The 15,967-nt window shown below is 33.1% G+C and carries 13 protein-coding genes, 1 other RNA gene and 2 pseudogenes; 15 read left to right on the top strand and 1 reads right to left on the bottom strand.

The features are described from left to right. Positions 1–702 precede the first annotated feature (702 nt). The gene (locus CD121_RS05275) at positions 703–1,389 is read left to right on the top strand and encodes a DUF4887 domain-containing protein (RefSeq protein WP_126567566.1); all 687 of its coding nucleotides are present in this window, start codon (positions 703–705) and stop codon (positions 1,387–1,389) included. A gap of 107 nt (positions 1,390–1,496) precedes the next feature. Here the strand turns inward: CD121_RS05275 and CD121_RS05270 are convergent, their stop codons facing one another. Beyond that, positions 1,497–1,718, bottom strand: a complete 222-nt coding sequence (locus CD121_RS05270) for a hypothetical protein (protein ID WP_017636871.1) — start codon at positions 1,716–1,718, stop codon at positions 1,497–1,499. A gap of 431 nt (positions 1,719–2,149) precedes the next feature. On the opposite strand from CD121_RS05270, the gene CD121_RS05265 reads away from it, so the two are divergent. The 14 genes and pseudogenes from CD121_RS05265 to CD121_RS05200 form a co-directional block, all read left to right on the top strand. Further along, positions 2,150–3,163, top strand: a complete 1,014-nt coding sequence (locus tag CD121_RS05265; protein ID WP_126567565.1) for a sugar-binding transcriptional regulator — start codon at positions 2,150–2,152, stop codon at positions 3,161–3,163. A 51-nt stretch (positions 3,164–3,214) separates the two neighbouring features. After that, entirely contained in the window at positions 3,215–4,222 is a 1,008-nt protein-coding gene (gap, locus tag CD121_RS05260; RefSeq protein WP_017636869.1) for a type I glyceraldehyde-3-phosphate dehydrogenase, read from the top strand. A 134-nt stretch (positions 4,223–4,356) separates the two neighbouring features. Beyond that, positions 4,357–5,547: a phosphoglycerate kinase gene (locus CD121_RS05255; protein WP_029056542.1), complete on the top strand. Its 1,191-nt coding sequence runs from the start codon at positions 4,357–4,359 to the stop codon at positions 5,545–5,547. 104 nt (positions 5,548–5,651) lie between these two features. Further along, entirely contained in the window at positions 5,652–6,413 is a 762-nt protein-coding gene (gene tpiA / locus CD121_RS05250; RefSeq protein WP_017636867.1) for a triose-phosphate isomerase, read from the top strand. A 2-nt stretch (positions 6,414–6,415) separates the two neighbouring features. Next, on the top strand, positions 6,416–7,933 hold the full coding sequence (gene gpmI, locus CD121_RS05245; RefSeq protein ID WP_070452420.1) for a 2,3-bisphosphoglycerate-independent phosphoglycerate mutase: 1,518 nt from the start codon (positions 6,416–6,418) through the stop codon (positions 7,931–7,933). A gap of 140 nt (positions 7,934–8,073) precedes the next feature. Beyond that, positions 8,074–9,378 (top strand): surface-displayed alpha-enolase, encoded by a 1,305-nt coding sequence (gene eno / locus CD121_RS05240; protein ID WP_017636865.1) that lies wholly within the window; start codon positions 8,074–8,076, stop codon positions 9,376–9,378. Between the two features lie 217 nt (positions 9,379–9,595). Next, positions 9,596–10,054 (top strand): hypothetical protein, encoded by a 459-nt coding sequence (locus CD121_RS05235; protein WP_126567564.1) that lies wholly within the window; start codon positions 9,596–9,598, stop codon positions 10,052–10,054. A 68-nt stretch (positions 10,055–10,122) separates the two neighbouring features. Further along, positions 10,123–10,356 carry a preprotein translocase subunit SecG gene (secG, locus tag CD121_RS05230; RefSeq protein ID WP_017636863.1) on the top strand — a complete coding sequence of 78 codons (234 nt, stop codon included), beginning with the start codon at positions 10,123–10,125 and terminating at the stop codon, positions 10,354–10,356. A gap of 173 nt (positions 10,357–10,529) precedes the next feature. After that, positions 10,530–11,270, top strand: coding sequence for an alpha/beta hydrolase (locus CD121_RS05225; protein ID WP_017636862.1), 741 nt, complete (start codon positions 10,530–10,532; stop codon positions 11,268–11,270). 34 nt (positions 11,271–11,304) lie between these two features. After that, on the top strand, positions 11,305–13,680 hold the full coding sequence (gene rnr, locus CD121_RS05220; RefSeq protein WP_126567563.1) for a ribonuclease R: 2,376 nt from the start codon (positions 11,305–11,307) through the stop codon (positions 13,678–13,680). Between the two features lie 21 nt (positions 13,681–13,701). Further along, positions 13,702–14,166 (top strand): SsrA-binding protein SmpB, encoded by a 465-nt coding sequence (smpB, locus tag CD121_RS05215; protein WP_017636860.1) that lies wholly within the window; start codon positions 13,702–13,704, stop codon positions 14,164–14,166. Positions 14,167–14,344: 178 nt separating this feature from the next. Beyond that, positions 14,345–14,706: a transfer-messenger RNA gene (ssrA, locus tag CD121_RS05210) on the top strand. Between the two features lie 341 nt (positions 14,707–15,047). Next, positions 15,048–15,475: pseudogene (locus tag CD121_RS05205) on the top strand (terminase small subunit). 206 nt (positions 15,476–15,681) lie between these two features. Then, positions 15,682–15,967, top strand: a pseudogene (locus CD121_RS05200) (hypothetical protein); the annotation flags it as partial.

Here is a 15,967-nt window from a genome sequence, read left to right as displayed (position 1 = left end):
TTTTAGCCAACAATATGTCAAAGACTTTTTTATAATCGTATTTAAAAATTTTTGTGTTAAGTTATAATAAATTTGTACCTTCGGAAATTAATTAAACATCTCTTAATTAGTATGAGTATACCCCATAATATACTAGCGAAGGTAAATTTTGACTCCCTTTAGTAGTGGCCCATGCGAGCAGCGTATGGGTCTTTTTTTACCTTCAATCCTATTCTAAATGATAATTACATCTTTTTACAGAAATTAACTTAAAAACGAAAAATATATTATGCAATATAAAAAGACATTTTGAAATTACTAATTAAAAATCCATATAAAGCTAAATAATAGCAACAGGATAATGATATAAAAAAAGCTTTCACGTAGTTTAGGAACATGATTTTGATTATTATCATTTGATATGAGCATCTTTTTTAATGTTATTTTTTGTTTTTCTTCTTTATCAAATTCCAGTGAATCATCAAGTATTTTCTTCATTATTATCACAAACCGTTCTTATTAAATTTATATTAAAATGGTTAAAATTGATGTTTCTTATTCATTATGATGTTATCATAAGTAAGATAAGTTTAAGTATAAATTTATTTGCTAAACTTAATGAACATTTTAACTTATGTTTTTAACGATTGAATCAATTCATCAACTTAAGATAAAGATTTATTTAATATTATAGAATATTCCATGTTTAAAGTGAGGGAGAATATGTCAAAGCAAGATTTTAATGATTATGAAAATCGAGGCAAAAAAGGTATGAGCGGAATCGCTAAAATAATAAGTATTATTATTGTTTTATTGCTATTATTTGGACTAGCATTTGCTATATTTTCATTTGTAGATCATTCTAAAAAAGCAAATGAGCGCCTTAATAACGAGACAAAGCAAGAGCAGAAAGATAAAAAAGAAAAAAAAGACAAAGACGATAAAGATAAAAAAGAAAAATCTTCTGAAGATAAGTCTAAAGAAAATCAAAATACTCAACAACAGACTCAACAAACTCAGCAAACTCAGCAAAATACACGTCAACAAACAACACAACAACCTTCAACTCAACAAAGAACGCAACAGAAAAAAACACAACAAAAATCAAAAGTAGATAATAAAACAAAAGAAAAACAAAGCACACAAGAAAAACAAAGTACAGAAGAGAAGCCAAGTACGCAAGAGAAACAAAGTACTGAAGAAAAGCCAAGTACTCAGGAAAAACCAAGTACCCAAGAAAAGCCAAGTACGCAAGAGAAACAAAGTACTCAAGCTAAACCTAGCACACAACAATCATCACAGAGTAATAATTCAAGCAATAATACGCAACGTAGTAACACACAACAATCTAGTAATTCTCAAAGTTCACAAAGTCAAAGCAGTTCATCTAAAAGTGAATCAGACGATTAAATAAAAAGCCGATTAAGTATGTAGAGCATTTACTATATGTAAACAACTCTATGACTTAATCGGTTTTTTTCTATTAACAAATACTATTAGGAAAATTACCAAACTTATTAAAATAGCCAATAAATTATCATTGTAATAATAAAAGAAATAAACATTAATGTACCACAACCCATTGTGCAACCACAACCTGTGTGTGTACATCCATATGAATATGTTTGATATCTTTTTTTAGAGTCATCTTGTATATTTTGATGAAAATGTTCTTCATCTTTATAACGAGGGTCAGTTGGGTCGATGACCTCAACATTATTTTCTTCATTATTGTTCATTATGGAACAAGCCTTCTTCCTAGTTTAGAAATTGATTTAATTAGATTATAAATTAAAGTGTTAGAAATAGAAATGAATGTCGAATATCGTAGAATATCACCGAATGGTTAGTACACAATATAAAGGGTAATATTATAAATATATTGTTTATTAAAGTAAATTCATTGGATGACATAACAAACTTTCAAAAAAGGATAAATTATTGTAACCAAGTGATTAAATTCACGTAACTGTAGGTACAACGAATGAAATCGCTTTACACAATATTTGGAAAATTTTGAGCGGATTTACTTGCATTTTAATTCGCATAATAGTACTATTGCAATTGTAAAGAGGTTAGATTTTGTCCCACGTGGGACTTTAAACGTCAACCCTCTATGATTCAACAAAATTGACTCATCCTTTAGAAATATATTGAGGAGGAACGAGTAGTGAAAGATTTGATCGAAACTCAACAACAAATTATTCCAGATTTGGTCGAAAAGATGTATCGTCGTTTTTCAATCTTAACTACTATTTCTCAAAATGAGCCAGTTGGACGACGCAGCTTAAGTGAACATATGGATTTGACGGAAAGAGTTCTACGTTCTGAAACAGATTTATTAAAAAAACAAGAACTAATCAATGTTAAATCAACAGGTATGGAAATCACTGAAAAGGGTAAAGAAGTAATTAAACAATTGAATGACTACTTCAACCACTATTCAGATGACCATAAAATGGCAATAGCTATTAAAGAAAAGTACAACATAAAAGAAGTACATGTTGTCCCTGGTGATTCTGACGAGAAACAAACAGTTAAGAGAGAAATGGGTAGACAAGCTGGTCAGTTATTAGAAAGCATATTGTATGAAGATGCAATTGTTTCTGTAACAGGTGGTTCTACAATGGCTTATGTAAGTGAATCCATTCATTTATTACCATTTAATGTATTCTTTGTACCCGCTAGAGGCGGACTTGGTGAGAACATGGTTTATCAAGCAAACACTATCGCATCAAGCATGGCGCAACAAGCAGGTGGTTACTACACAACATTGTATGTACCAGATAACGTAAGCGAATCTACATATAATACATTAATGTTAGAACCTTCAGTTAGTCACACACTCGATAAAATAAAACAAGCAAATGTAACCATACACGGTATCGGTGATGCGCTGAAGATGGCGTATCGACGACAATCACATACAGATGTGATAGAAAAACTTCAACATCACCACGCCGTAGGTGAAGCATTTGGATATTATTTTGATGCTCAAGGCAATGTAGTCCATAAAGTGAAAACGATTGGATTACAATTAGAAGATCTTGAGTCCAAAGACTTTATATTTGCAGTAGCAGGTGGTCAATCTAAAGGAGAAGCAATTAAAGCTTATCTTTCAATTGCACCTGAGAATACAGTGTTAATCACTGACGAAGCTGCGGCGAAAGTAATATTAAATTAGGAATAAAAAGTTCAAAGCTTTTTAAATATCATTTTAAAGGAGGCCATTATAATGGCAGTAAAAGTAGCAATTAATGGTTTTGGAAGAATTGGTCGTTTAGCATTTAGAAGAATTCAAGACGTTGAAGGTTTAGAAGTAGTAGCAGTAAACGACTTAACTGATGACGATATGTTAGCTCATTTATTAAAATATGATACTATGCAAGGACGCTTCACTGGTGAAGTAGAAGTTATCGACGGTGGATTCCGCGTTAACGGTAAAGAAGTTAAATCATTCGACGAACCAGATGCAAGCAAATTACCTTGGAAAGACTTAGATATCGACGTAGTATTAGAATGTACTGGTTTCTATACTGATAAAGATAAAGCACAAGCTCACGTTGACGCAGGTGCTAAAAAAGTATTAATCTCAGCTCCAGCTACAGGCGATTTAAAAACAATCGTTTACAACACTAACCACCAAGAATTAGACGGTTCTGAAACAGTAGTTTCTGGTGCTTCATGTACTACAAACTCATTAGCTCCAGTAGCTAAAGTATTAAATGATGAATTTGGTTTAGTTGAAGGTTTAATGACAACTATCCACGCATACACTGGTGACCAAAATACTCAAGATGCTCCACACAGAAAAGGCGACAAACGTCGTGCTCGTGCTGCAGCAGAAAACATCATCCCTAACTCAACTGGTGCTGCAAAAGCAATCGGTAAAGTTATTCCTGAAATCGACGGAAAATTAGACGGTGGTGCACAACGTGTTCCAGTTGCAACTGGTTCATTAACTGAATTAACAGTAGTATTAGAAAAAGACGTATCAGTAGAAGACGTTAACAAAGCTATGAAACAAGCTTCTGACGAATCATTCGGTTACACTGAAGATGAAATCGTTTCTTCTGACGTTGTAGGTATGACTTACGGTTCATTATTCGATGCAACTCAAACTCGTGTAATGTCAGTTGGCGATCGTCAATTAGTTAAAGTAGCTGCTTGGTATGACAATGAAATGTCTTACACTTCTCAATTAGTACGTACTTTAAACAAATTAGCTGAGTTATCTAAATAATTAAAGCATAGTTAATTTAACTAGTGCTCTTAACTGTTAAAATTTATAATAAAGCTTATGAGTAAGCGGGGAGCACAAACGCTTCTCCGCTTATTTTTTAATATATGTTTTCCTAATTAAAGGAGGAAATGAAAATGGCTAAAAAAATAGTTTCTGATTTAGAACTTAAAGACAAAACGGTATTAGTTCGTGCTGACTTTAACGTACCTTTAAAAGATGGTGAAATTACAAACGACAACCGTATTGTTCAAGCATTACCAACAATCAAATACATCATCGAACAAGGTGGTAAAGTAGTATTATTCTCACACTTAGGTAAAGTGAAAGAAGAAAGCGACAAAGAATCATTAACTTTAAAACCTGTTGCTGATGATTTATCTAAAAAATTAAACAAAGACGTAGTATTCGTACCTGAAACTCGCGGAGAAAAATTAGAATCTTCAATTAAAGATTTAAAAGCTGGCGATGTTTTATTAGTACAAAACACTCGTTTTGAAGATTTAGATGGTAAAAAAGAATCTAAAAATGACCCAGAATTAGGTAAATATTGGGCTTCATTAGGTGACGTATTTGTCAATGATGCTTTCGGTACTGCTCACCGTGAACATGCTTCTAACGTAGGTATTTCTACTCATTTAGAAACTGCAGCAGGTTTCTTAATGGAAAAAGAAATTAAATTCATCGGTGGCGTAGTTAATGATCCACATAAACCAGTAGTAGCAATCCTTGGTGGTGCTAAAGTATCTGATAAAATTGGTGTAATCAAAAACTTATTAAACATTGCTGATAAAATTCTTATCGGTGGTGGAATGGCTTATACTTTCCTTAAAGCACAAGGTAAAGAAATTGGTTTATCTCTATTAGAAGAAGATAAAATTGACTTTGCTAAAGAATTATTAGAAAGCAATGGAGACCAAATCGTATTACCTATTGATGCTAAAGTAGCTAAAGAATTTTCAAATGATGCAGAAATTACTGAAGTATCAATTGATGAAATTCCAAAAGATCAAGAATCAATGGATATTGGTCCTAAAACAGTTGAATTATTCAACAAAGAATTACAAGGTGCGCATACAGTAGTATGGAATGGACCTATGGGTGTATTCGAATTTAGTAATTTTGCTAAAGGTACTATTGGTGTATGTAAATCAATCGCTAACTTACAAGATGCTGTAACAATTATCGGTGGTGGTGATTCTGCAGCTGCAGCAATCTCACTTGGATTCGAAGATGACTTCTCTCACATCTCTACAGGTGGCGGTGCATCATTAGAATACCTAGAAGGTAAAGAATTACCAGGTATTAAAGCAATCAATGATAAATAATATAAATGTAACTCTGTGTTTTTCTCGAATATATTTGGGAAAATAAAACACGAAAGACATTTTAAGAATTTTAATAAACATTAAATTATTAAGGAGTGTAATGAATGAGAACACCAATTATCGCAGGTAACTGGAAAATGAACAAAACAGTTCAAGAAGCTAAAGATTTCGTTAACGAATTATCAACATTACCTGATCCAAAAGAAGTTGAATCAGTAATTTGTGCACCAACAATCCAATTAGACGCATTAATTACAGCAGTGAAAGATGGTAAAGCTAAAGGCTTACAAATCGGTGCTCAAAATGCATATTTTGAAGATAATGGTGCTTTCACAGGTGAAACATCTCCTGTAGCATTAGCTGATTTAGGCGTAAAATATGTTGTTATCGGACACTCTGAACGTCGTGATTTATTCCACGAAACTGACGAAGAAGTTAACAAAAAAGCACATGCTATCTTCAATCATGGTATGACACCAATCATTTGTGTTGGTGAATCAGATGAAGAACGTGAAAGTGGAAAAGCAAATGAAGTTGTAGGTAACCAAGTTAAGAAAGCTGTTGAAGGTTTATCAGACGAACAACTTAAACAAGTTGTTATCGCATATGAACCAATTTGGGCTATCGGTACAGGAAAATCATCTACATCTGAAGATGCTAATGAAATGTGTGCACACGTACGTAAAACACTTGCAGACGTTTCAAGTCAAGATGTAGCTGATGCAACTCGTATTCAATATGGTGGTAGTGTTAAACCTAACAACATTAAAGAATACATGGCTCAATCAGACATCGATGGCGCATTAGTAGGCGGCGCTTCATTAAAAGTAGAAGATTTTGAACAATTGTTAGAAGGTGCAAAATAATTATGGCAAAACAACCAACTGCCCTAATCATTTTAGATGGTTTTGCAAATCGTGAAAGTGAACACGGTAACGCTGTGAAATTAGCTAATAAACCTAATTTCGATCGTTATTATAGTAAATATCCAACTACACAAATCGAAGCTAGTGGTTTAGATGTAGGTCTTCCTGAAGGCCAAATGGGTAACTCAGAAGTAGGTCATATGAACATCGGTGCTGGACGTGTTGTTTATCAAAGTTTAACTCGTATTAACAAATCAATCGAAGATGGAGATTTCTTTGAAAATGATGTGTTAAACAATGCAGTTAAACATGTTAAAGATAATAACTCAGCATTACATGTTTTTGGTTTACTTTCTGATGGTGGTGTTCACAGTCATTATCAACACTTGTTCGCTATTTTAGAATTAGCTAAAAAACAAGGTCTTGAAAAAGTATATGTACATGCATTTTTAGATGGACGTGACGTTGATCAAAAATCTGCAATTAAATATATCGAAGACACTGAAGCTAAATTTAAAGAACTAGGTGTTGGTCAATTCGCTTCTGTTTCAGGTCGTTATTATGCAATGGACCGTGACAAACGTTGGGATCGTGAGCAAAAAGCTTATAATGCCATTCGTAATTTTGAAGGTCCAACGTTCTCTACAGCTAAAGAAGGTGTAGAAGCTAACTATGCTAAAGACTTAACTGACGAATTTGTTGAGCCATTTATTGTTGAAGGACAAAATGAAGGTGTTAATGACGGAGATGCAGTTATTTTCTATAACTTCCGTCCTGATAGAGCAGCTCAACTATCTGAAATATTCACTAATAAAGCATTCGAAGGTTTCGAAGTAGAACGTGTAAATGATTTATTCTATGCTACATTCACAAAATACAATGATGATGTTGATGCAGAAGTTGTATTTGAAAAAGTAGACCTTAAAAACACTATCGGTGAAGTAGCTCAAGACAATAATCTTAAACAATTACGTATAGCTGAAACTGAAAAATTCCCACATGTTACTTATTTCATGAGTGGGGGTCGTAATGCTGAATTCGAAGGTGAACGTAGACGACTAATTGATTCACCTAAAGTTGCAACTTATGACTTGAAACCAGAAATGAGTGCATATGAAGTCAAAGATGCTTTATTAGAAGAATTAGACAAAGGTGATTTAGATTTAATCTTATTAAACTTTGCTAATCCTGATATGGTTGGTCACAGTGGTATGTTAGAACCAACAATCAAAGCGATTGAAGCAGTTGACGAATGTTTAGGTGAAGTTGTAGATAAAATTATCGATATGGGTGGTCATGCGATTATCACTGCAGACCATGGCAACTCTGACCAAGTCCTAACAGATGATGATCAACCTATGACAACTCATACAACTAACCCAGTTCCAGTTATTGTTACTAAAGAAGGCGTAACATTAAGAGAAACAGGACGTTTAGGAGATTTAGCTCCAACATTATTAGATTTATTAAATGTTCAACAACCAGAAGATATGACTGGAGAATCTTTAATTAATCATTAATGTTAGGAAAGTTGTTACAAATAAGGGGAAAACACTCCTTATTTGTTAACTTTTCATTAACGACATGTATTATTATTTTATTAATCAAATAAATAAAGCTATAATAGCTTTAAATCATATATTTAAAGGAGAAATTAAACATGCCAATTATTACAGATGTTTACGCTCGCGAAGTCTTAGACTCACGTGGTAACCCAACAGTTGAGGTAGAAGTATTAACTGAAAGTGGCGCTTTCGGCCGTGCATTAGTACCATCAGGTGCTTCTACAGGTGAACACGAAGCAGTAGAATTACGTGACGGTGATAAATCACGTTACTTAGGTAAAGGTGTTACTAAAGCTGTTGAAAACGTAAATGAAATTATCGCACCAGAAATCGTTGAAGGTGAATTTTCAGTATTAGATCAAGTATCTATCGACAAAATGATGATTCAATTAGACGGTACTTCAAATAAAGGTAAATTAGGTGCTAACGCTATTTTAGGTGTATCAATCGCTGTAGCTAGAGCAGCTGCTGACTTATTAGGTCAACCTTTATACAAATATTTAGGCGGATTTAATGGTAAACAATTACCAGTACCTATGATGAACATCGTTAATGGTGGTTCACACTCAGATGCACCAATCGCATTCCAAGAATTCATGATTTTACCAGTAGGTGCTGAATCATTTAAAGAATCATTACGTTGGGGCGCTGAAATCTTCCACAACTTAAAATCAATTTTAAGTAAACGTGGATTAGAAACTGCAGTAGGTGACGAAGGTGGTTTCGCTCCTAAATTTGAAGGTACAGAAGATGCTGTAGAAACTATCATTCAAGCTATTGAAGCTGCTGGATATAAACCAGGCGAAGAAGTATTCTTAGGATTTGACTGTGCTTCATCAGAATTCTACGAAGATGGCGTATATGACTACACTAAATTCGAAGGTGAACATGGTGCTAAACGTAGTGCAGCTGAACAAGTTGACTACTTAGAACAATTAATTAACAAATATCCAATCATCACAATTGAAGATGGTATGGACGAAAACGACTGGGACGGTTGGAAACAACTTACAGATCGTATCGGCGATAAAGTACAATTAGTAGGTGACGATTTATTCGTAACTAACACTGAAATTCTAAATAAAGGTATCGAACAAGGTATCGGTAACTCAATCTTAATTAAAGTTAACCAAATCGGTACATTAACTGAAACATTTGATGCTATCGAAATGGCTCAAAAAGCTGGTTACACTGCAGTAGTTTCTCACCGTTCAGGTGAAACAGAAGATACTACAATCTCTGATATTGCTGTAGCAACTAATGCTGGTCAAATCAAAACTGGTTCATTATCAAGAACTGACCGTATTGCTAAATACAATCAATTATTACGTATTGAAGATGAATTATATGAAACAGCTAAATTTGATGGAATCAAATCATTCTACAATTTAGACAAATAAGTTTGACTTAAATGTTGAGTTCACGCAATAAAGTTCACGCTAAATATCTAGGAATCGCATCCTAGATGATAACCCGTTACAGAGTTGAGGCTGTAACGGGTTTTTTATATTTAAAAATACATTTAATATTAGAATGTCATTTAAATTAGCATGATTTAACTTATACATTGAAACTGGTATAATAATAGAAGTATTCAATTTCAAAAGGAGAACTAAAATGGCTGAAACTACGAGACGAGAAGTTGTTACAGGTAATGTAATTGCTATCAGTTCACTTATATTTTTTATCCTGTTAATCATTCATAACTTTTTCGTGTTAGATACAACGACTGTGAAATCACTATTATCATTAGCAGGTCAGAAGACATCAACACACTCTGTGAATCAAGTATTAAATAGTTTTAGATTTGATGGTATTATGTATTTATTAGCATACTTAGCAGGCGTTATTGCTTATTGGAATCGCCATCCTTACTTATGGTGGTTTATGTTTGCTGTTTATATTTCTAATGCATTTTTTACTCTTGTTAACCTATATATGGTCGTACAAGGTATATTAGAAGCTAAAAATGTCATTGCTGCATTTCCAATTTTAATTGTAGTAATTGGATCACTTATTTTAGCTGCTTATATGTTAATCGTTTCAATTAAACGCAAAAGTACATTCAATCGATAGAAGATTGATAATTAATACGAAGATGTGTTATAATTCGTTTCGTATATAATGAATGGAGGACAATTTTTATGCATACATTTTTCATCGTGTTATTAATAATAGATTGTATTGCATTAGTGACTGTTGTATTACTCCAAGAAGGAAAAAGTAATGGACTTTCAGGTGCTATCAGTGGCGGCGCAGAACAGTTATTTGGTAAACAAAAACAACGTGGCGTCGATTTATTCTTGCATAGATTAACAATAATTTTATCTGTAATATTCTTTTTACTTATGATTGGCATAAGTTATCTTGGTATATAAGGTCCGACGATGTTCATGTCGGGCTTTTTTATTTATAATTAAACTTGCAAAATAAATGATATAAAAAGCAATGAAGTTCAAATAATACACTTAGAGTTCAAAATAATACTTAATGTAATTTAAAACTCATATTTAAATAAATCTTATAAATTTTTGGAAGAGGGATGAACATAATGCAAATCAAACTACCTAAGCCTTTCTTTTTTGAAGAAGGTAAACGTGCAGTATTGTTATTACATGGTTTTACTGGTAATTCTTCAGATGTAAGACAATTAGGTCGTTTCTTACAGAAAAAAGGCTATACGTCTTATGCGCCACAATATGAAGGACATGCTGCGCCACCAGAAGAAATTTTGAAATCGAGTCCTTATGTATGGTTTAAAGATGTTTTAGATGGATATGAATATTTAGTAGACCAAGGATATGACGAAATAGCAGTTGCTGGTTTATCATTAGGTGGTGTTTTTGCATTAAAATTAAGCTTAAACAGAGATGTTAAGGGTATTATAACAATGTGTGCGCCAATGGATGATAAATCATCAAGCACGATTTATGAAGGATTTTTAGAATACGCTAGAAATTTCAAGAAATATGAGGGTAAAGACCAAGCAACGATTGATTATGAAATGGAACATTTTCATCCTACAGAAACACTTGAAGAATTAAGTGCTACGATGAAAGGTGTCAAAAATCAAGTTGATGAAGTGATGGACCCAATATTTGTTGTCCAAGCAGAACAAGATAAAATGATTGATCCTCAGTCAGCAAATTATATATATGAAACTGTAGAATCTGATGATAAAGATATCAAATGGTATGCGAATTCAGGACATGTGATTACGATTGATAAAGAAAAAGAACAAGTCTTTGAAGATATATACGATTTTTTAGAATCATTAGATTGGTCAGAATAAAAAATAAACAAGATAGATAGAAAGGAGGGGCATAATGAATTTAAAACAATCCATCGAAGAAATGATTAAACAACCTGATTATGAACCCATGTCAGTATCAGATTTTCAAGATGCATTAGGTTTAAATAGTGCCGACTCATTCAGAGATTTAATAAAGGTGCTTGTTGAACTAGAGCAAACTGGTTTAATAGAACGTACTAAGACAGATAGATATCAAAGAAAGCAATCTAATAAAACAAATTCAAAATTGGTAAGAGGAACATTAAGCCAGAATAAAAAAGGATTTGCTTTTCTTAGACCGGAAGAAGAAGGTGTAGATGACATCTTTATTCCACCAACAAAAATTAATAGAGCATTAGATGGCGATACAGTTATCGTAGAAGTTCATAAAGGTAGAGGCGACTTTAAAGGTAAAACAGAAGGTGAAGTAAAATCTATTGAAAAACATTCTGTCACTCAAGTCGTAGGAACTTATAGTGAAGCGAAACATTTTGGTTTTGTGATTCCAGATGATAAACGTATCATGCAAGATATTTTTATTCCTAATGGTCAAAGTTTAGGTGCAGTTGATGGGCATAAAGTATTAGTCCAAATTACAAAATATGCAGATGGTTCAGATAATCCAGAAGGACATATTTCAGCTATCTTAGGTCATAAAAATGATCCAGGTGTAGATATTTTATCAATCATTTATCAACATGGTATAGAAATAGAATTTCCTGACAATGTACTTAAAGAAGCTGAAAATGTTCCAGAAGAAATTAAACCTTCAGAAATAGAAGGTCGTCATGATTTAAGAGATGAATTAACTATTACAATTGATGGCGCAGATGCTAAAGATTTAGACGATGCTATCAGTGTTAAAAAGTTAAAAAACGGTAATACTGAGCTTACTGTAAGTATTGCAGATGTCAGCTATTATGTGACGGAAGATTCTGCATTAGATAAAGAAGCATATGACAGAGCAACAAGTGTGTACTTAGTAGACAGAGTTATTCCAATGATACCGCATAGATTAAGTAACGGTATTTGTTCTTTAAATCCAGAGGTTGACCGTTTAACGTTAAGTTGTCGTATGGAAATCAACGCTCGTGGTGAAGTAGTCAATCATGAAATTTTCGACAGTGTTATCCATTCTAATTACAGAATGACTTATGATGCGGTCAATCAAATCATCACTGATCAAAATCCAGATGTACGTCGTCAGTACAGTGAAATTACTGAAATGTTAGATTTAGCTCAAGATTTATCTAACCGTTTAGTAAATATGCGTAGACGTCGTGGAGAAATAGACTTTGATATTAGCGAAGCCAAAGTTTTAGTTAATAATGAAGGTATTCCAACTGACGTTCAAATTCGTGAACGTGGTGAAGGTGAACGACTAATAGAATCATTCATGTTAGCAGCTAATGAAACAGTTGCTGAGCACTTTAACAAGTTGGAAGTACCATTTATATATCGTGTCCATGAACAACCTAAATCAGACCGATTAAGACAGTTCTTTGACTTTATTACGAACTTTGGCATTATGATTAAAGGTACTGGAGAAGACATCCATCCAACAACGCTTCAAAGTATTCAAGAAGAAGTTGAAGGTCGTCCAGAACAAATGGTTATCTCTACAATGATGCTTCGTTCTATGCAACAAGCACATTATGATGATGTGAACTTAGGTCACTTTGGTTTATCAGCAGAGTACTATACTCATTTCACATCACCAATTCGTCGTTATCCGGATTTAACTGTTCACCGTTTAATTCGTAAGTATCTAATTGAACATTCAATGGATAAGAAAGAACAACGCAAATGGGAAGATAAACTTCCAGAACTTGCAGAGCATACGTCTCAACGTGAACGTCGTGCTATCGAAGCAGAACGTGATACAGATGATCTGAAAAAATCTGAATACATGGTACAACATATTGGTGAAGAATTTGAGGGTATCATTAGTTCAGTAGCTAACTTCGGCATGTTTGTAGAATTACCAAACACGATTGAAGGTATGGTTCATATGTCTAATATGACAGATGATTATTATCGTTTTGATGAACGACAAATGGCTTTAATTGGTGAACGTCAAGCTAAAGTATTCCGTATTGGTGATGCTGTTAAAGTAAAAGTCACTCATGTTGATGTAGATGAACGCATGATTGATTTCCAAATCGTTGGTATGCCATTACCTAAAAATGATAGAAGTCAAAGACCAGCACGTGGTAAAACAATCCAAGCGAAGACACGTGGTAAATCATTAGATAAATCAAAATCTGATGATAAAGGTAACGGTAAGAATAAACGTAAACAACGTAAAGGTAAAAATGCGCGTCAACAAGATAAAAAAGGAAATACAAAGCATAAACCATTTTACAAAGACAAAAGTGTAAAGAAAAAATCACGTAAAAAGAAAAAATAAGCAGCAAAGAGGTGAGACAGAATGGCTAAGAAAAAATCACCGGGCACACTAGCTGAAAATCGCAAAGCAAGACATGATTATAATATTGAAGATACGATTGAAGCGGGTATAGTGTTACAAGGTACAGAAATTAAATCTATACGTAGAGGTAGTGCTAATTTAAAAGATAGTTATGCTCAAGTTAAACGTGGCGAAATCTATTTAAATAATATGCATATTGCACCTTATGAAGAAGGTAACCGTTTCAATCATGATCCATTACGTTCTCGTAAGTTGCTATTGCATAAGCGTGAAATTTTAAAATTAGGTGACCGTACACGTGAAATTGGTTATTCTATCATTCCGTTAAAATTATATTTGAAGCATGGTCAATGTAAAGTATTACTAGGCATTGCTCGCGGTAAGAAAAAATATGACAAACGACAAGCTTTAAAAGAAAAAGCAGTTAAACGTGATATGGATCGTGCTGTAAAAGCCCGTTATTAAGCAATACTATTGCTTACACGGGCTACATTTGATATATTAATAAGTGCTTTGTTAGAAAAGCGCATTGATTTTAGTTCATAAATTTGGTTCGCGACTTGAATGACTTGATGTTGTTTGAGGTCGAGATGTTATGGACTGAAGGATGAGTTTAAATTCTACAAAGTACACTTTTTATTACGGGGACGTTTATGGATTCGACAGGGGTCCCCAGAGCTTATTAAGCGTGTCGGAGGGTTGTCTCCGTCACTAACACACTCAGTTTATAATAACTGGCAAATCAAACAATAATTTCGCAGTAGCTGCGTAATAGCACTCTGCATCGCCTAACAGTATTTCCTATGTGCTGTTAACGCGATTCAACCTTAATAGGATATGCTAAACACTGCCGTTTGAAGTCTGTTTAGATGAAACTTAATCAAACTAGCATAATGTTGGTTGTTTATCACCTCTCATTATGCGAAACTCAATGATAAACTACACACGTAGAAAAATTTGTATCAGGACCTCTGGACGCGGGTTCAAATCCCGCCGTCTCCATTATCAAGCCTGCAACCCATGTGGTTGTGGGCTTTTTTGTTTTTTGAGAAGAAAAAAAGTGTACAAGATAGTGAAGTAATAAGTTCCAGAATAAATAGTAACTTATTACTTCACTAAATCATTTGATTAATCAAACAACTAATTTTATTATTTCTGTTTTTATAAAAGCGACAATACTGAGATAGAGATGAAAATATCGTATGCTGAATGAGTTGGGATCCGAAGACTCCAGGATATGCAATATGCTAATGCCATTGAATGGTGTAATTTCCAAGCAATAACTTATTAACAACAAATATATAAGTTGGACACAAATGTATGTATTACATTAGTGATAAATATAAATAAAGACACTCGATGTTACTCAAAGGGTTATAGAGGCAGTACATAGCTCGAATAGTGCTCACGTAACAGGTATTAAGTTACTACGCAAAGAAAAAGCGGACCAATAGATTCAAAGTAAGAAAGTTGAGAATATGGACGATACCATTTTATCTGCCAAAGAAACATTGTTTCTATTAACACAATCAGCAGTAGGCGATGAAACGGAAACAAAAGAAGTTGTAGTTAAAAAAAGTTAATCCAGATACAGGAGGATGAACCTCGTATACAACGAACATGTGGAAACAGTTGAAGTACCTATTAAAACAAGTGATCGTTTGAAAGCTCGTGATTTGCTCGGCATGTTACGGATAAGGTAGATGTGAATATGCCATTACCAGTGTTTATTAATAGTATAGGTCAAGAAGATGAAAAGAACGAGAGAGATTAAGAAAAGTTAAATAAACAATATCCGAATGCAGATTTTTATATTGATGATATTAGGTAGGTTTGAGGAGTAGGATAAATAAACAGTACTAGGTACTAAAATATAATATAATGATATTGTGTAGTTGCTTTTTTCATATATAATCTTTTTATTTTGTAGATTTAAATATATAATGTATAAAACTACACATGAAAGAGGTTAAGGGGAAAGTGGATAAAGATATTAAAATTAAAATTATTAAAATTACTACTCCTATTGAATTTAACGAAAGTGAAAGAAATATTACACATGTAGGAGATTTCTTTGATTTTAATAGATTTAATTACTGCATTAAAGAAAAAATGAAACTAGTTGAAAAAGAAAGACTTAAAGCATATAAAAAAACAGAAAGTTTTTATATTGAAAATTATAATGAAGATTTTAGCCAAGATTTTGCAGTTGGAAATTTCATTTCTTTAAAACATGGCTTTATATCAGATAATTTAAACATTATTG

Source organism: Staphylococcus pasteuri, assembly GCF_003970495.1.
GTDB classification, from domain to species: domain Bacteria; phylum Bacillota; class Bacilli; order Staphylococcales; family Staphylococcaceae; genus Staphylococcus; species Staphylococcus pasteuri.
Note: the sequence above shows the minus strand (reverse complement) of the source record. Positions and strands in the feature narration are given on the sequence as shown.